Source organism: Aristaeella hokkaidonensis, from assembly GCF_018128945.1.
Lineage (GTDB): Bacteria > Bacillota > Clostridia > Christensenellales > Aristaeellaceae > Aristaeella > Aristaeella hokkaidonensis.
The window spans coordinates 2,971,823-2,989,044 of the sequence record NZ_CP068393.1 but is presented as its reverse complement, the minus strand read 5'-3'; the positions used below and the strand labels follow the sequence as shown (position 1 = coordinate 2,989,044).

Below are 17,222 nucleotides of genomic sequence, written 5' to 3'. Positions count from 1 at the left end.
TGGTAATTTTCTATGATATTATTTCTGAAATAATATCTGTTGGCTAATATGTATCACATCATTCTTTTTCTGTCAATACCCAAAACAAAAAATCCGGAAAAAACTTTCCGGATTTTCCTTGCATTCCGTCAAATGCAGCAAAACAAATCATCACATCAGAGCGTCCGGGCTGTAACCCGGCGCTCTGATATTTCATGTGTGAAGCACATTTCATATTCGACAAAGTTGAATATTTCACATCAGCCGCAGGCTGATATTTCATTTCCGGTTTAAGCCTGCGACTTAAACCGGAATACATTCCAGGATTCCTTCTTTAATACTGCGGTGAGAATTCCCTTTTCCACCCGGGTATCTTCATTCCTGCGGGGCAGGATCCGGTCCGGGTGATCCCAGGTATTAGCCGCGTGCTCATCCTCCGCGAACATTTCAATGTGTTCCGCCAGCTTCCAGCCTTCAAAGCCGCGCACGTCCAGCTTCAGCTCCTGTTCCTCCGCCGGATCGCCGTTGATTACAAACACGGTCAGTTCCCCGGCTTCCTCTTTCAGTGCCGCAGCCGCCTGTATCGTCTGTACGCCGGTAAAGCCGCCGTACTGGTTCATGTCGTCAATGGCATAGCCCGGTACGTCGTAGGTATCGCAGCTGACCTCGCACTGCAGAGACACGCCTTTCGCCCAGCGGATCATCTGGGTAAAGGGATAATGGGCCGCACCCTTCCATACATGCTCCCGGTCCGTTGCGCACAGTGCGCCGAGGCCGCCGGTGGCGCAGCCGATCTTGATCCGGTCCGCGTGGTGCAGCATCACCAGCATAGTGCTGGCCATACCCAGCGTCTGGAGCATTTCATGGTCCCTCGGCGGATTCCGGAGGGTGGACCAGTCGTCCGGATCATGCCGGACATAGGTCCTGCCGGGCACAAAGACGCCGAACATGTCCGCGTTCTGCCGTCCCGCCAGGCCAAGGTGCATCTCTCCCTTCGGCCGGATCATGCTGCCGTATTCGTCCAGGGCCAGCATCATCTTCCGCGGGGAGCGGATCTTCGTCTTCACGAAATCACACAGGGCAATTTCCGTACGGATATAATCCTCAAACGCCTGGTATCCTGCCAGCAGCGCCTGCGGCATCTCCGGAGGCGCCGGATGGTAATGATGCAGGGAAATGTAGTCCACCGCAGCGTAGCACTGCTCCAGCACCTGCAGGTCCCAGTCCGGATAATGATTCAGGAAGGGAGAACTGGATACACAGGCAATGGTCTCAATGGAGGGATCCACCCATTTCATGGCTTTGCTGGTTTCATGCGCCAGCACGCCGTAGCCCCGGGGGTCCTTTTCCCAGGACGCGATCTGCCACGGTCCGTCCATCTCGTTACCCAGACACCAGGTTTTCACCTTGTAAGGCTCCGCATGGCCGTTTTTCTTTCGCAGGTCAGACCACCAGGTGCCGCCCTGGAAATTGGTATACTCCACGCAGTCCGCCGCATCCTGCAGTGTGCCCGTTCCCAGGTTCACGGTATAGATTGCTTCCGTGCCGGCCTTCTCCGCCCACTGCAGGTACTCGTCATGGCCCACGTCATTCGGAATGTACTGGAACCATGCCATATCCAGATGGGTCTTCCGCTGTTCCTTCGGGCCGATGGAATCCTTCCACTGCCAGCCGGAGACGAAGTTGCCGCCCGGCAGGCGGACCGCCGGCAGCCCGGTTTCCTTCAAGGCTTCATAAAAATCCTTCCGCAGCCCCTGCTCATCCGCCGTGGGATGCTTCGGGTTATACATACTGCCGTTCACCATGGATCCGATAGGTTCCAGGAACGCGCCGAACAGGCGTCCGGAAATCTCCCCGATTTTAAAATCCGGATGGAGTGTCATGCTTGCTTTCATCATCTTTTCTGTCTCCCTGTGTTTTTTATTGCAGTCCGATTGCCGTAACGGTGAATCTCTTCCCTTCCTCCGTTACCCTGATTTCCAGTGTATGTTCCGCGGCCTCACGCTCATCCAGGACCAGCACCACTTCGCTCTGGCCCCATTTACCTTCGCCGCCCCTGACCGTCATGATTTTCTTTCCGTCGATCAGGATATCCGCCGCGCCGAATATGTCACTGTTTGTCGCTTTCCAGGCCACCAGGCACTTCCGGAAAACCCCTTTCACCGTCAGGGGATCCATCAGATCCTTCACGTCGTGGTAGAAGTTTTTTCCGCAGACCTGGCCGACCGGCCCGTTGCGGTAGCTGGAGGAGTCCGATCCCGGGAAGCCGCTGCGTTCCACAACGAACTCCTCCGTTTCCGTTTCTCCGAAAATTGTCTTCAGTCCCATGAAATCTGTTCCGTATACCGGCTTCACATCCAGGTTCGGGGCTTCATCTGTTTCCGCTCCAGCCGCGTCCTCTACCGCCTGCATCAGGCAGTCCGTCATGATCCGGTGTCCCAGGGAAGTCGGATGGTATTCGTCGGCAAAGAAGCCCTCCGGTGTAAGTTTCTTGCCGATGTGGGCATAGAATCCGTCCTTGATGGAAACCATCATCAGGTCGTAGTTTGTTCCGATCTTCTTCAGGTCATCCTGCAGGTTGAATCCGTTCCGGAACACCGCAAACAGCAGGATCACCGCCGGCTCGTTCGGCGCGTCCAGGATTTCTTTCACCATGGATTCAAAGCACCGGTGCCTGGTCGGCTCCTGCCAGTCGTTCACGGAAAACTCGATCACCACGACATCCGGCAGTCCATCCTTGTCCACGGCCGGTACCCGGTTCACAATCTCCCGCTCATACCGCATATAGCCGAAGGGCGAAGGCGTGCCGCCCACGCCCGCGTTGACAAAGCACACATTGGAACCGTCCTCCGCCCCGTATGCCTTTTTGAACCTGGCATGAAACCGGGCTGCCCAGCAGTCCTGATAAGTGCCGGCTCCCGCGCCTTCCGTAATGGATCCGCCGATAGTGGCCAGCGTGATCACCTCGCCCCGCTGCGCCCGGGCAATCACATTCTTCAGCCTGGCGTTGTTTCCCGTGCTCATGACGGAATCCTTCAGCGCCTGGAGGTACCATTCCTTTTCAAACATTGTTTGCTTTGTTTCTCCCCATGCGGTATTGGTCCACAGCAGCACCAGTACTGCCAGTATTGCCGCCCATGTCTTCACTTTCATCTCTCCGGCTCTCCGTTTCAGATGCTTTCTTCATAGCATACCTGCGCCTGTCAGGCACGTCAAGCACCAATCGTTCCCCCACTTGCGGATTTCCGGCAACATCGTTACAATGTACAGCGGCGCGGTACCCAAGCCCCGCCGGTTGATACAGAAAGGGCCCGTATATGGAAAAAGAAAACCTTACCTGGGAGGAAGTCTCCACCGAGCATATCGTTCAGGATGAATGGATCGACTTCCGCAAATCCGCCTACCGTTCCCCAGACGGCCGGATTTTCCAGCCTTATTACAGCTTTACCCGCCGGAATTACGTTGTGATTGTCGCCTCCGATGAGGAAGGACAGTTCCTGTGCGTCCGCCAGTTCAGGCACGGCATCAGGGAGGTCACCACTGAATTCCCCGCCGGCGCCATTGAGCAGAAGGACGGAGAAGATCCCGCGGAAGCCGCCCTGCGTGCGGCCAAAAGAGAACTCCGGGAAGAGACCGGCTATGAATCCGATCACTGGCGCCCGCTGCTGACCATCCCTGCCAACGCAACCATCTCCGACAACTATGCCTGGCTTTTTGCCGCTGAAAACTGCCGGAAAACCTCCGTTCAGGAACTGGATGAGATGGAGCGGATCAATGTGCTGAAGCATTCCGCTGAAGAAATTGACGCCATGCTGGCCGGCGGCACCTTCCCGCAGGCCGTCCACGCGCTGGCCTGGCTGCTGTCAAAGCAACAGGCATAACCCCGGATATCATCATTAAAGAACCGTTCTATTTTTCCGGATTTGGAAAGATAGAACGGTTTTTTCTGTCCGATCAACTCTGTTTCCAGCCTGAAACGCAAGTAAAATCAATCCTGTAAGATTTATCCGAAAGAGGTGTTTCTCCGGGGAAAAAAATAAAAAAGGGGGTCTTCCCAAAATCGGTCAACGGACTTATGATGCCATTGACCGGATCGGTCAACGGAGGTGCACCGCCTATGAACGATAAGTTCTTTTCCCTGCCTGCAGAAAAGCAGCAGGCAATCCTCAACGCGGGTTACCGGGTTTTCTCCCGGAATTCCTACAAGAACAGCCCCATGAGTGAAATCGCCGGGGCGGCGGGCATCAGCAAAGCCCTGCTGTTTCACTATTTTCACAACAAAAAGGAGCTGTACCTTTATCTCTGGGAGAAAAGCGCCGAGACAACCATCGAGTACCTGACCCGGTACGGCTGCTATGACAAAACGGATCTGTTCGATGCCATGGAGCTCGGAACCATCGCCAAGCTGGAAATCATCCGCCTCTATCCGGACATGAGCAATTTCAGCATCAAGGCGTTCTACGAAAAAGATCCGGAAGTCTGTTCCGCAATTCAGGAAAGCTACCACCGTCACTATAACCTGAAGGCCGATAAAATCCGGTTAAACCTGGAACCGGATCAGTTCATCTCCGGGCTGGACATTCCGATGATGTACCGGGAGATGTACTGGGCCGCGGAAGGCTATCTCTGGGAAATGCTGCAGCAGGGCGATATTGATATCGATCAAGTGGAGAAGGATTTCAGGAAGCTGATGGCCTTCTGGAAAAACCTGTATAAACGGAAAGAGTAAACCGACATTCGACGAAAAGAGGGAGTCAATTGGAAAGCAAAGCAATCTTCGCTGAAAACCTGACCAAGTACTACGGCAAAGCCCGGGGCATTGACGGCCTGGACCTGGCAGTTGCCCCCGGCGAGTTCTTCGGGTTTATCGGCCCCAACGGCGCCGGAAAATCCACTACCATCCGCACCCTGCTGGGGCTGATCTCACCGACCGCCGGCAAGGGACAGGTACTTGGCATGGATATCATCAAAAACAAAAAGGCCATTCTGGAGCGGGTCGGATACCTGCCCTCAGATACCGCCTTCTATAACGGCATGAAGGTCCGGGATATGCTGAAACTGTCCGCGGATCTGCGCCGGAAAGACTGCAGCGCCGCATCGGCGGAACTTTGTGAACGCTTGCAGCTGGATCGGGACAGGAAGGTGGAAGACCTGTCCTTCGGCAACCGGAAAAAAGTCGGCATCGTCTGCGCTCTGCAGCACGATCCGGAGCTGCTGATCCTGGACGAGCCTACCGGCGGCCTGGATCCCCTGATGCAGCACGAATTCTTCAGCATTCTCCAGGAGCATAACCGGAAGGGAGCCACCGTATTCCTTTCCAGCCATATCCTGTCTGAAATACAGCGTTACTGCAGCCGGGCGGCTGTTATCCGCGAGGGAAAGATTATCGCCTGCGACAGCGTGGAAAAGCTGGCCAAAACCGGTGCCCGCCGCGTTACCCTTCGGGGCAGCCTGAAACCGGACGCCCTGCCTGAAGCCCGGGACTGGAAGGAAGCGGACGGCGCAGTCAGCTTCCTCTACAACGGGGATATGAATCAGCTGGTCCGTACGCTGGCCGCCGCAGATATCCGCGAGCTGACTGTTGCGGAGCCGGATCTGGAAGAAATTGTCCTCCATTTTTATGAGAAAGGCGGTGACCAGGCATGACCCTGATCCGTCATGAATTGAAGCAGGCCTGGAAAGCGCTTCTGATCTGGACGCTGTCCATCGGCGCGTTTATCGTAATCTGCCTGTTTATGTACCCCGAAATGAAGAGCCAGATGAACAGCATCAGCTCCATCTTCTCCTCCATGGGCATGTTCTCCTCCGCCTTCGGGCTGGACACGCTGGACTTCGGCTCCCTGAAGGGCTTCTACGGTATTGAATGCGGCAACATCCTCGGCATCGGCGGCGCGCTGTTTGCCGCACTGATCGGCATTGCCGCCCTGGCGATCGAAGAGAAGAACGGCACCGCGGAATTCCTGCTGACGCATCCCCTGCGCCGCACTGAAATCATCACTGCCAAGCTCATCGCCGTCCTGATTCAGATCCTGATCCTGAACGTTGCCGTCTGGCTTATGGCTGTCGGTTCCATCGCCGTCATCGGCGAGCCTGTTCCGTGGAAAGAGGTTACACTGCTGCATACAGCCTACTTCCTGCTGCAGGTGGAACTGGCCTGTGTCTGCTTCGGCATCTCCGCCTTCCTGTGGAAGGGCGGTATCGGCATCGGGCTTGGACTGGCCATCGCCCTGTATTTCATGAATATCATCGGCAACCTGACCAGCAAGGCGGATGTGCTGAAGTACATTACTCCCTTCGGTTATGCCGACGGCTCGGAGATTTTCAACAAAGGCGCCCTGGACGGCTGCAAGCTGCTGATCGGCCTTGCGGTTTCCGTCATCGGCGTCGCCCTGGCCTACTGGAAATACAACAAAAAAGATATCCGGTAATCCGCCGGATATCTCATCTTCAAAGTTCCTTTTCCCCTCCGGAATAAAGATCCTGGTACAATCCCAGTTCGATCAGTTTGTTCCGGAGGCTTTTCATATCCTCCCAGGCTTCCTTCTTCTTGTCGGGATCGCGGAGCAGTGCCGACGGATGGTAGGTCGGCATCATCCATACGCCTTTCCGTTCCGTCCACTTTCCCCGTTCCCGGGTAATACGGATTTCCGGATCAAGCACATTCCGGGCCGCGGTACTCCCCAGCAGCACGATCACCTTCGGCCGGATCAGCCAGGTCTGCATCCGCAGGTGGATCCGGCAGGCCTCCGCTTCCTCCGGCGTCGGCACCCGGTTGTGGGGCGGACGGCATTTCACAATATTGCAGATATATACCCGGTCCCGGGGCAGCTGGATCGCTTCCAGCATTTTCGTCAGCAGCTGTCCCGCCGCGCCGACAAAGGCGAGGCCTTCCTCATCCTCTGTCTGTCCCGGACCCTCGCCGATGAACATCAGCGGCGACTGCCGGTCTCCCTGTCCGGGAACCTTGTGCAGGATATGCTGGCAAAGGGGGCAGAGCCTGCATTCCGCCACCTGCTTATCAAACAGTTCCCAGGTGATCTCCGGCATGATACAACCTCCCTGTTCCGGGTTTGTGTTCTGATTGTACAAAGTATAGCACAGGAAAAAGGCCGCAACAAGCGACGCCCGCCGGGTCTTCCTTGTTGACATCCTTCCCGTATGCTATACTCGTCCTGTCAGAAAAAGACAGGGGGACATACCAGATGAGCGCACAGGAGCAAAGAATCCAGCATCCCTTCGGGCCGCTTTTCTGTCCGGAAAGCCGGATCCTGATCCTGGGTTCCTTTCCTTCGGTAAAATCCAGGGAGCAGAACTTTTTTTACGGTCATCCGCAGAACCGGTTCTGGAAAGTAATCGCCGCTCTGTTTGACCGGCCGGTACCGGCAGCCATTCCCGAGAAAAAAGAACTGATCCTGAGTCATGGCCTGGCGCTCTGGGATTCCATCGCCAGCTGCGTCATCACCGGTTCCTCGGATGCCAGCATCCGGGATGTCCGGGCCAATGATCTCAGGATCATCCTGGATTCCTGTCCGATTGAGCGGATTTACTGCAACGGACGGAAATCCCATGAAATGTATAACAGGTATATTCTTCCCGCCCTGGGAAGGGAGGCCGTCTGCCTTCCCTCCACCAGTCCGGCCAATGCCCAGTGGTCTCTGGAAAAGCTGACCGCCGCCTGGGCTGTCCTGAAGGAATAATCCGGACGGATCAGAAATGATCCTCCACCAGGATGGGTTTGCGTACAAACACCTTTTCAAGTACCGCTTCGTTGCCGGACACTGTCACGTCCGGCCGGTACATTGCTTCCGCCAGGCTTACCGCGCCGACTGCCATCTGGCCGAAGGCCTGGATGGAAACCGTCAGGTCCGGCGTCTCTTCTGTCTGTTCAATGCTGTTTCCGCAGACTTTCCAGGTTCCGTTGTTTTCAGGAATCAGCGCGTCGCCTTCCACCCGGATGACAAACTGGCTGTCATCCGGTTTTTTGATGATCTCCAGAATCCGCTTCACGTTCATCGCCCGGACCATATAACTCTGGGTAGCCGTCTGCTGGATATCGTAAGCCCGGGGTGTCTGGATCACGGAAAGCAGCTGCAGGCAGGAAGGCAGGAACAGGCGGATAGTGCCGTAGTCCGCGGTGAAACGGGCCAGGAAGCCCAGGATCGCGTAGAATCCTGCTTTGCCGTCCCAGGCGATGTCCTTCACAGTCAGGATCGCCGCCGGATCATTACGTACATCCTGGAAGATCAGGTAAGCCACGGTTTTTCCGTTTTCCTTAAGCAGGTAGCAGAACTTCCGGTCCTTATAGTATTCTCCCTTGATGAGATCCAGCATCATTTTGTCATCCCGGTACATGGCCAGGTTGAAGCTGTCCGCAAACCGGTTGTACAGGGCTGTATACTCGCTTACCGGATCACCGGGCTTCCACAGTTCCGCGTCCCCGGAAAAGCGGTAGCCGCTCAGCACGGCCGGTACAAACTCGTAATGATCCTGCCACCGGACGGTTTCATAGCCGAACTTACGGTAAAACGCGTGGTTAAAGGGATACAGGGCGGAGATAATCTCCCCGTTCCGGTAAGCTTCCGGAATCAGCTTTTCGAAGATCGCCTTCACGGCGCCGGTGTTCCGGTATTCCGGCAGCGTGGACACAGCGCCGATTCCGCCGTTCCGGACCCGCTGCCCGTCCAGGCGCGTTTCATAGTGGTTATTGATAATCCGGGCCATCACTTTTCCGTCTTCGGAAAATGCACCCCAGTCCTCATCCTGGCTCTTCAGGCTCTCCTCCCGGTTCTTCTCCGGATCTTCCATCTTCATATGGAAAGCCACGGTGGAAATCAGGTTCGCCTCAAAATGTTCTTCCGGTTTCAGTAGACGTACTTCCATTCTTTTTTCTCCTGTTGTGTGTTTCTCTTATTCCAGGCCGGTCTTTTATTCAGCCGGCCAGTTTTCCTTTATATCCGGCAGGATATTCCAGTCCGCGGGCAGCCAGTCCACCGTATCCAGTTCTTCCCTGCCCAGCCATTTTGCGGCTTCATGCTCCAGCAGTTTCGGTTCCCCGGAGGTGATTTCGCACCGGAAACACTGCATGGAAAGGTGGAACTCGGGATAGTCGTACTCCACGTCACAGACGTGGGAAAGCACGGTGATCCCGGTGTCCAGTTCCTCCCGGATTTCCCGGACCAATGCTTCCTCCGGTGTTTCCCCGGGCTCGATTTTCCCGCCGGGAAACTCCCAGTAGTCCCGCCAGGCGCCGTATCCCCGCTGCGTGGCAAAAAGCTTTCCCTCATGGAAGATCAGCGCTGCCACCACCTGAATGGTTTTCATTCCTGTATCCTGCCTTCTGCTTGTTTACTCAATTCCGGTCATGTCGTAGTTTTCCAGCCAGTTCTTCGCTGTGCTGCAGACCGTCTTCAGACACTCCTCATCAAAGGGGCTGACCAGTCCGGCATTCGCCAGCAGCTCGGTAAAGGTGCGGCTTCCGCCCTGCCTGGTATAGGCCATATAGTGCTTCCAGGCCTTCTCCCTGCTTTCCTGGAGCATCGCCCAGATTTCCAGCGAAACAGTCTGCGCCAGGCAGTAGTCAATGTAATAGAACGGGCTGGCATAGATATGACTCTGCCGCTGCCAGGCTTCTCCGTCTCCGTAAAAGGGAATATCCCCGTCCAGCCGGGCCCAGGGAGTGTAAATCGCGGAAAGTTCCTTCCAGGCATTGTGCCGTTCACGGGGCGTCCAGCCCGGATTCTCATACACCAGGTGCTGGAAATGGTCCACCATCGTCCCGTAGGGAATAAAGGTCAGGGCGCCGGCCAGGTGGCTGTAGAGGAACTTCCGGGTATCATCCCCGAAGAAGTTTTCCGCCCAGGGCCAGGCAAGGAATTCCATGGACATGGAGTGCACCTCGCAGGATTCCATGCTGGGCCAGATGTAGCCCATGGGCACGCGGTCTCTGTTCATGTAGGCCGCGAAGGCGTGGCCCGCTTCATGGGTCACCACTTCCACGTCATGCTGGGTTCCGTTGAAGTTGGCAAAGATGAACGGCACGCCGTAGTCCATAATGCCAGTGCAGTATCCGCCGCCTTCCTTGCCCTCGGTGGAAAGCACGTCCATCAGCTTTCCTTCCAGCATCATCCGGAAGAACGCGCTGGTCTCTGGCGAAAGCTCGTCATAGAACTTTTTGCCGGCTGCCAGGATATCATCCGCTGTCCCCTGGGGCCGCGGATTGCCGGAGCGGAATTCCAGCGCATAGTCAGCGTAGCTCATGGGGTATTCCTTGCCCAGGCGCTTTGCGTGCGCCCGGTAGATGCTGTCCGCCACGGGCACCAGGTAAGTCCTCACAGCCGCCCGGAACTTTTCCACGTCCTCTTTGGTATAGCAGTTGCGTCCCATACGGTAGTATCCCAGCTGGGTGAAGCCTTCATAGCCCATCTTCCGACCCATGCCGTCCCGCAGCTTCGTCAGCTTGTCGTAAATTTCATCCAGCTTGTCCTGGTGATCCTTGTACCACTGTCCCTCAGCCTTCCACGCCGCCAGCCGTCTTGCGTCGTCCGCGTCGGTCTTGAAGGGAGACATCTGGGAAATGGTATATACCCCGCCCTCAAAGGGAATCTGGGCGGAAGCGATCAGTTTCTGATATTCGTTGCGCAGGTCGTTTTCCTGCTGCAGTTCCGGAATAATGTCCGGGGAGAAGGTTTTCAGGTCCATCTCCGCCTTGACAAACATCAGGTCGCCGTATTCCGCGGCGAAGTCCGCCCGGAAAGGGGATGCCAGCATGGCTGCTGTCCATGCCTGGTCATATTCCTGCAGTTCCGGCCAGGTCTGGTTCCAGAAATTGTTTTCTTCATCGTAGAAGGTGTCCCGGGTATCAATGGAATGACGGACGCTGGCCAGTGTGCCCATCGTGTCCACATGGCGTTCCATCTGATCCTTCTCCAGGAATACCGCCTTTGCTTCTTCATAAGTGGCCGCCGCCTTCAGGCGTTCAGTCAGGCTCTTCCACTGTTCTTTCAGCTGTTCTGCATCCGGGCGTTCATAGGGCATTTCAGGAAAAGTAATCATGGTTTTTACTCCTTCAGTCTGTAGAGGATTGGGAATCCTCCCGGATTGTATCATAAAAACCATGATCTGTAATTCGTTTATGCGATTGTATACAGAGAAATCGCCTTTTTCAGACTTTTTATCCTTTTTTGCCGAGCCTGCCCTTGAAGTCCACGTAGCCGAACGCGGTCAGTTTCACAAACTGCCCGTCCCGATCCATCCCGTAAATGTCCGGAAGCGGCATCCCGTTGAAGGTGTTGTTCTTGCAGGTGGTATAGATCGCCATATCTCCGAACACCAGCCGGTCTCCCGGCTTCACCCCGGCTTCAAAGCCATATTCACCGATCACGTCTCCTGCCAGGCAGGTAGGGCCCGCCAGCCGGTACGGATGCTTCAGTTCCCCTTCCGTTTCGCCGTTCATCAGCGGCGGCATATAGGGCATTTCAATCACGTCCGGCATATGGCAGGCTGCGCTCACATCCAGCACAGCCGTCCGGATTCCGCTGTTCTCTGTCACGTCCAGCACCGTGGTAACCAGGTAGCCCGCGTTCAGCGCCACAGCCTCGCCCGGCTCCAGGTAAACCTGCAGCTGCCACTTTTCCTGTGCCCGGCGGATCAGGTTCTCCAGCCGCGGCAGATCATAATCCTCCCGGGTAATGTGATGTCCGCCGCCCATGTTCAGCCACTTCATCCGGGACAGCACGTCGCCGAAGCCGCGTTCCACCGCCTCCAGGGTCGTTTCCAGGGCGTCGGAGTCCTGCTCGCACAGCGTATGGAAATGCAGGCCGTCCAGCAGTTCCAGCAGTTCTTCCGTCATTTCCCGGATCCAGGCTTCCCGCGTCACGCCCAGGCGGCTGCCCTTCGCGCAGGGATCGTAGATTTCGTGCCCCTCCTGGGTGGAGCATTCCGGATTGATCCGCAGCCCGATGCTTTTTCTGCTGTCTTTCGCCCTTTTCCCGAACCGCTTCAGCTGGTTCACGGAATTGAACACGATATGGTCCGCATACCGCAGCAGCTCTTCGAATTCATCCTCCCGGTAGGCGGCACAGAAGACGTGCACCTCTTTTCCAGGCATCTCCTCAGCGCCGAGCCGGGCTTCATACAGGCCGCTGGCCTCAGTTCCGGCAAGATACGGAGCCAGGAGCGGATAGAAATCATAGTTGGAGAAGGCTTTCTGGGCAAGCAGGATCCGGCACCCGGTGCGTTCCGCCACCGAGGCCAGGATCCTGCCGTTTTCCTTCAGCCGTTCTTCATCAATCACATAGCATGGCGTCCGGAGGGGGGCAAAGCAGTCCGGCGCGTTTCGGCCGGCAAGCCCTTTGAATACTTCTCTCTTTTTCATCAGTCCACCAGAACCGGATTATGGTTCTCCCTGCGGGGCAGGCCGTAGCGGTCCAGCGCGTCCAGGAAGGGATCGGGATCGAACTCTTCCACCGTATACACACCGGGCTTGTTCCACTTGCCGGTCAGCAGCATCATGGCGCCGCACATTGCCGGAACGCCCGTGGTATAGCTGATCGCCTGGCTTTCCACCTCACGATAGCATTCCTGATGGTCGCACACGTTGTAGATGTAGTAGGTTTTTTCCTTGCCGTCCTTTTTGCCGGTGAAGATGCAGCCGATATTGGTCTTGCCGTGGGTTCTCGGACCCAGGCTGGCCGGATCGGGCAGCAGCGCCTTCAGGAACTTGATCGGCACGATCTCGTGTCCCTCGAACATCACGGGAGTAGTGGACAGCATGCCCACGTTCTCCAGGCAGCGCATATGGGTCAGGTAGCTCTGGCCGAAGGTCATGAAGAAGCGGATCCGCTTCACCTCCGGAATGTTCTGGGCCAGGGATTCGATCTCCTCATGATGCAGCAGGTACATATCCTTCTGACCCACGTCCTCGAAGTTGTATTCCCGTTTGATGCTCATCGCGGGAATCTCCACCCACTTGCCGTTCTCCATATAGCTTCCGGGTGCGGAAACCTCCCGCAGGTTAACCTCCGGGTTGAAGTTGGTGGCAAAGGGATAGCCGTGGTCGCCGCCGTTGCAGTCCAGGATATCAATGGTGTCAATGGTGTCAAACTCATGCTTTTTCGCGTAGGCACAGTATGCCTGTGTCACGCCGGGGTCAAAGCCGCAGCCCAGCAGGGCGGTCAGGCCGGCTTTCTCAAACTTCTCCCGGTATGCCCACTGCCAGCTGTAGTCGAAGTAGGCGGAAAAACCCTGTTCCTTGCACCGCTTTTCGTAGATCGCCCGCCATTCCGGATCGTCCGTGTCTTCGGGCTCGTAGTTCGCGGTATCCATATAGTTCACGCCGCAGGCCAGGCATGCGTCCATGATGGTCAGGTCCTGGTACGGCAGGGCGATATTCATTACCAGGTCAGGTTGATAATCCGTGATCAGCTTTTTCAGCTGCTCCACGTCGTCCGCGTCCACCTGCGCGGTTGTGATCTTTGTGGCGGTTTTGCCTTCCAGCGCCTTCGCCAGGTCGTCGCACTTGGACTTCGTCCGGCTGGCTATGCACATTTCCGTAAACACGTCGTCCGCCTGGCAGCACTTCCGGATCGCCACATTGGCCACCCCGCCGCATCCGATTACCAATACTCTGCTCATTTCTGTATCCTCCTGTTTTGGTCTTTCTTATTTGTAAATGGCCAGCAGCATTTCCCGCACAATCTTGCAGGCCGCCGCCGTGGACGCGCCGCTGGCGTCCAGCATGGGAGCCAGTTCATTCACGTCCGCGCCTACGATGTTGGTTTTGCTCACTGTCAGGATAGCGTTCAGCAGCTCCGTGAAGCTCACACCGCCGGCTTCCGGTGTGCCCGTTCCGCAGAAAAGGGCGGGATCCAGGCAGTCCAGGTCAACGGTCAGGTAAACCGGGGTATGCTCCTCCGCCAGCTTCTCCGCCAGCTCCTTCAGTCCTTCAAAGCCGAACTTATGCATGTCCGTATGCGCTTTGGCAAAGGTGAATTCCGCCTTGTCGCCGCTGCGGATGCAGAACTGGTGGATCCTGCCGTCACCTGTCAGCTCGTGGCACCGCCGCATCACGCAGGCATGGCTCAGCTGTGCCCCCAGGTAGTCGTCCCGCAGGTCTGCGTGGGCGTCAAAGTGGATGATGTGCAGGTTCGGATACCTTTCGGCCACCGCCCGTACCGCGCCCAGCGTCACCAGGTGCTCGCCGCCGATCAGGAAGGGCGTCTTGCCGTCAAACAGGATCTCCCCGGCCTTTTCCCCGATATCCTTCAGCGCCGCCTCCGCGGAACCGAAACAGAGCTCCAGGTCCCCGCAGTCAAACACCTTGATATCGGTCAGGTCCTTGTCCTGGTAAGGGCTGTAGGTCTCCAGCCCGAAGCTTTCATGGCGGATGGCGGAAGAACCGAATCTCGCGCCCGGCCGGAAGCTGGTGGTGGAATCAAACGGCGCGCCGAACAGCACGATCTGCGCGTAGTCATAATCCCCGTCGCATCCGATAAAGGTTTCAATATTCCTGTTCATGCCTCCACCTCCTCAAGCATTTTCTCCAGGTAAGCCGGCAGATAGAAGGAGCCGATGTGCAGCTTGGTCGTGTAGTACTTCGTGCTCAGGTGCAGGCTCTTCCAGTGTTCTTCGTCAAAATCATCAATGGGATGGTATTTCTTGCTCGCAAAACCGAACAGCCAGTAGCCCGCCGCGTAGGTCGGGATGTGCGCCTGGTAGACCCGGCTGATCGGGAAGGTGTTCACGATCCTTTTGTGGCTCCGCTGCATGGCTTCCGCGTCATGCTTGTAGAAGGGGCTTCCCTGCTGGTTGACCATAATACCGTCCTCGTGCAGGGCGTTGTAGCAGATGCCGTAAAACTCCCTTGTGAAGTAGCCTTCGGAGGGACCGAAGGGGTCGTTGGAGTCCACGATGATCAGGTCATATTCATCCGTGCACCGCCGGATAAACCGCAGCGCGTTGTCAAAGTAAATATGCACCCGGCTGTCATCCAGCTTGCAGGCATTTTCCGGCAGGTAGGTGCGGCAGGCCTCAATCACCTGTCCGTCCATTTCCACCAGGTCGATGCGTTCCACGGTGTCATAGCGGGTCAGTTCCTTCACCACACCGCCGTCTCCCGCGCCGATCACCAGGATATCCTTCACGTTCTTGTGGACAGACATGGGGATATGCGTGATCATTTCGTCGTAGATGAACTCGTCCCGTTCCGTCAGCATCACGTTTCCGTCCAGGGCCAGCACCCGGCCGAATTCAGGGGTGTCAAAGATATCAATCTGCTGGTATTCGCTCTTTCCGGAGTACAGGTGCCGGTTTACACGCAGGCTGTGCTTAACATCCGGGGCATGGCATTCACTGAACCAGAGTTCCATGAGATCTTCTCCTCCTCCCTGATAATGTTGATGTTCTCAATCATCGGGTCTTCCGGTCCGGTCAGGGAGCAGCCCTTCGTCTTGGCATAGACGATGTAGTCCAGGATTTCCCGGGTGATCCGCTCACCGGGGGCCAGGATCGGGATTCCCGGAGGGTAGCACATCACGAACTCGCTGCAGATGTAGCCCTCGCTTTCGCTCAGCGGCACGCTCTTCTTGTTGGCATAGAAGGCCTCCTGGGGGCTGTAAACCACTTCCGGAGCGATATACTCCTGGCTCAGCAGGCCGTAAGAATCCTTCATGTACCGGCGCTTGATCTCCGCCAGCGCACTCACCAGCCGCTCCAGCTCCTGCATCCGGTCGCCGATGGAAAGGTAAGCCAGGATATTGCCGATATCGCCGAACTCGATCTGGATATCATACTCATCCCGCAGGATGTCATATACCTCAATGCCCGCCAGGCCGATATCCCGCGTATGCACGCTCAGCTTGGTGGGGTCAAAGTCGAAAATGGAGTCCCCGTTGATCAGTTCCCGGCCGTAGGCATAGTAGCCGCCCACCGCGTTGATTTCCTCCCGGGCATATTCCGCCATTTCCGTCACCTTCCGGAAAACGGCCTTGCCGCGCTGGGCCAGGTTTCTCCGGCTGATATCCAGGCTGGACATCAGCAGGTAGCTGCCGGAGGTGGTCTGGGTCAGGTTGATGATCTGGCGCACATGGCCGGCATTCACCCGTTCTCCGGTCAGCAGCAGGCTGGACTGGGTCAGGCTGCCGCCGCTCTTGTGCATGGAAACCGCAGCCATGTCCGCGCCCGCCTCCATGGCGGTCACCGGCATGCCGTCGCCGAAATAGAAGTGGGTTCCGTGGGCCTCGTCCGCCAGGCACATCATCCCGGCTTCATGGGCCAGCTTCACGATGGTGCGCAGGTCGCTGCACACACCGTAATAAGTGGGGTTGTTCACCAGTACGGCCACCGCGTCGGGGTTCTCCCGGATGGCTTTCCGCACCTGATCCACGCTCATACCCAGGGAGATGCCCAGCTTCCGGTCCACGTCCGGATTGACGTACACCGGCACAGCGCCGCAAAGCACCAGCGCGTTGATGACGCTCCTGTGCACGTTCCTGGGCAGGATGATCTTGTCTCCCCGCTTGCAGCTGGACAGCACCATGCTCTGCACAGAGCTGGTGGTACCGCCCACCATCAGAAAGGCGTTGGCCGCGCCGAAAGCGTCCGCCGCCAGGATCTCCGCCTCGCGGATCACCGATACGGGATGGCACAGATTGTCCAGCGGCTTCATGCTGTTCACGTCCACGCCCACGCACTTTTCTCCAAGGAAAGCTGTCAGTTCCGGATTCCCTTTGCCATGCTTGTGTCCCGGTACGTCAAAGGGCACCACCCGCATTTCACGGAAGCGCTCCAGCGCCTCATAGATGGGCGCCCGGGACTGGTCGTACATGTACTTCCCCATACTCCACCTCAAACAAAAAACGCAAGCTGTAATCACACAACTTGCGTTATTATCCACATGCAGTCAGGTCCCGGTTACCGTCTGCTGCGGCATACGGGAATCAGATCCCGCCGCCCAGGATACGGCATAGAGGTTCGGAACAGAATATCAGTGGTGCTCGGCATACAGAGTCTATATAGCAATACTTACTTTTACTACTCTTATTGACCATTTCACAAGTTTGCGCAGATTACGCATTTCGGTTATAAAGTAACCAACTTATAAAACTGAGCTTTTAACTCAATCAATAGAGCGGAAACCGCTCATCGGCAGTGGACCCGGCTGTCCGTATGGCCTCGACTCCGTTTTCGGAGTGGTCCCGTAAATTGCTTAAGACGCTGATGACTGGATCACCTTGTCTTAATATTCC

Annotated in this window: 17 protein-coding genes; 5 read left to right on the top strand and 12 right to left on the bottom strand. The window is 56.5% G+C overall.

Annotation, left to right across the window (positions count from 1 at the left end; all coding sequences use genetic code 11):
• Positions 1–58 precede the first annotated feature (58 nt).
• Genes JYE49_RS13485 through JYE49_RS13475 form a run of 3 tightly spaced genes read right to left on the bottom strand, consistent with a single transcriptional unit; the run spans position 59 to position 3,132 of the window.
• Positions 59–298 (bottom strand): hypothetical protein, encoded by a 240-nt coding sequence (locus JYE49_RS13485; RefSeq protein ID WP_143754513.1) that lies wholly within the window; start codon positions 296–298, stop codon positions 59–61.
• Entirely contained in the window at positions 270–1,877 is a 1,608-nt protein-coding gene (locus JYE49_RS13480; RefSeq protein WP_093957753.1) for an alpha-L-arabinofuranosidase family protein, read from the bottom strand. The genes JYE49_RS13485 and JYE49_RS13480 overlap by 29 nt, the downstream gene beginning before the upstream one ends.
• A gap of 22 nt (positions 1,878–1,899) precedes the next feature.
• On the bottom strand, positions 1,900–3,132 hold the full coding sequence (locus tag JYE49_RS13475; protein WP_093957754.1) for an SGNH/GDSL hydrolase family protein: 1,233 nt from the start codon (positions 3,130–3,132) through the stop codon (positions 1,900–1,902).
• A 164-nt stretch (positions 3,133–3,296) separates the two neighbouring features.
• On the opposite strand from JYE49_RS13475, the gene JYE49_RS13470 reads away from it, so the two are divergent.
• From JYE49_RS13470 to JYE49_RS13455, 4 genes are all read left to right on the top strand, one after another.
• Positions 3,297–3,860, top strand: coding sequence for an NUDIX hydrolase (locus JYE49_RS13470; protein WP_093957755.1), 564 nt, complete (start codon positions 3,297–3,299; stop codon positions 3,858–3,860).
• 236 nt (positions 3,861–4,096) lie between these two features.
• The gene (locus tag JYE49_RS13465; RefSeq protein ID WP_093957756.1) at positions 4,097–4,708 is read left to right on the top strand and encodes a TetR/AcrR family transcriptional regulator; all 612 of its coding nucleotides are present in this window, start codon (positions 4,097–4,099) and stop codon (positions 4,706–4,708) included.
• Between the two features lie 29 nt (positions 4,709–4,737).
• A complete protein-coding gene (locus JYE49_RS13460; protein WP_283399418.1) occupies positions 4,738–5,625 on the top strand; it encodes an ABC transporter ATP-binding protein in 888 nt (295 codons plus the stop codon).
• Entirely contained in the window at positions 5,622–6,407 is a 786-nt protein-coding gene (locus tag JYE49_RS13455; protein ID WP_093957757.1) for an ABC transporter permease subunit, read from the top strand. Before JYE49_RS13460 ends, JYE49_RS13455 begins: the two co-directional genes overlap by 4 nt.
• Before the next feature lie 19 nt (positions 6,408–6,426).
• On the opposite strand, the gene JYE49_RS13450 is transcribed toward JYE49_RS13455, so the two are convergent.
• Positions 6,427–7,026, bottom strand: a complete 600-nt coding sequence (locus JYE49_RS13450; RefSeq protein WP_093957758.1) for a uracil-DNA glycosylase — start codon at positions 7,024–7,026, stop codon at positions 6,427–6,429.
• A 155-nt stretch (positions 7,027–7,181) separates the two neighbouring features.
• Here JYE49_RS13450 and JYE49_RS13445 point away from each other — a divergent pair, with 155 nt between their 5' ends.
• The gene (locus tag JYE49_RS13445) at positions 7,182–7,676 is read left to right on the top strand and encodes a DNA-deoxyinosine glycosylase (RefSeq protein WP_093957759.1); all 495 of its coding nucleotides are present in this window, start codon (positions 7,182–7,184) and stop codon (positions 7,674–7,676) included.
• 10 nt (positions 7,677–7,686) lie between these two features.
• Here JYE49_RS13445 and JYE49_RS13440 read toward each other — a convergent pair whose 3' ends face one another.
• The 8 genes from JYE49_RS13440 to JYE49_RS13405 all read right to left on the bottom strand — a co-directional run bounded on the left by JYE49_RS13440 (position 7,687) and on the right by JYE49_RS13405 (position 16,813).
• On the bottom strand, positions 7,687–8,859 hold the full coding sequence (locus tag JYE49_RS13440; RefSeq protein WP_093957760.1) for a GNAT family N-acetyltransferase: 1,173 nt from the start codon (positions 8,857–8,859) through the stop codon (positions 7,687–7,689).
• A gap of 45 nt (positions 8,860–8,904) precedes the next feature.
• Positions 8,905–9,300 carry a (deoxy)nucleoside triphosphate pyrophosphohydrolase gene (locus tag JYE49_RS13435; RefSeq protein ID WP_093957761.1) on the bottom strand — a complete coding sequence of 132 codons (396 nt, stop codon included), beginning with the start codon at positions 9,298–9,300 and terminating at the stop codon, positions 8,905–8,907.
• A gap of 24 nt (positions 9,301–9,324) precedes the next feature.
• Positions 9,325–11,031 carry a M3 family oligoendopeptidase gene (locus tag JYE49_RS13430; RefSeq protein WP_346763120.1) on the bottom strand — a complete coding sequence of 569 codons (1,707 nt, stop codon included), beginning with the start codon at positions 11,029–11,031 and terminating at the stop codon, positions 9,325–9,327.
• Between the two features lie 118 nt (positions 11,032–11,149).
• On the bottom strand, positions 11,150–12,352 hold the full coding sequence (gene nspC, locus JYE49_RS13425; RefSeq protein WP_093957762.1) for a carboxynorspermidine decarboxylase: 1,203 nt from the start codon (positions 12,350–12,352) through the stop codon (positions 11,150–11,152).
• A complete protein-coding gene (locus tag JYE49_RS13420) occupies positions 12,352–13,611 on the bottom strand; it encodes a saccharopine dehydrogenase family protein (RefSeq protein ID WP_093957763.1) in 1,260 nt (419 codons plus the stop codon). Before JYE49_RS13420 ends, nspC begins: the two co-directional genes overlap by 1 nt.
• Before the next feature lie 27 nt (positions 13,612–13,638).
• Positions 13,639–14,493, bottom strand: a complete 855-nt coding sequence (gene speB / locus JYE49_RS13415; RefSeq protein ID WP_093957764.1) for an agmatinase — start codon at positions 14,491–14,493, stop codon at positions 13,639–13,641.
• Positions 14,490–15,344: a polyamine aminopropyltransferase gene (gene speE, locus JYE49_RS13410; protein ID WP_093957765.1), complete on the bottom strand. Its 855-nt coding sequence runs from the start codon at positions 15,342–15,344 to the stop codon at positions 14,490–14,492. Before speE ends, speB begins: the two co-directional genes overlap by 4 nt.
• Positions 15,287–16,813: an aminotransferase class I/II-fold pyridoxal phosphate-dependent enzyme gene (locus JYE49_RS13405; RefSeq protein WP_093957766.1), complete on the bottom strand. Its 1,527-nt coding sequence runs from the start codon at positions 16,811–16,813 to the stop codon at positions 15,287–15,289. The genes speE and JYE49_RS13405 overlap by 58 nt, the downstream gene beginning before the upstream one ends.
• Positions 16,814–17,222: the final 409 nt, after the last annotated feature.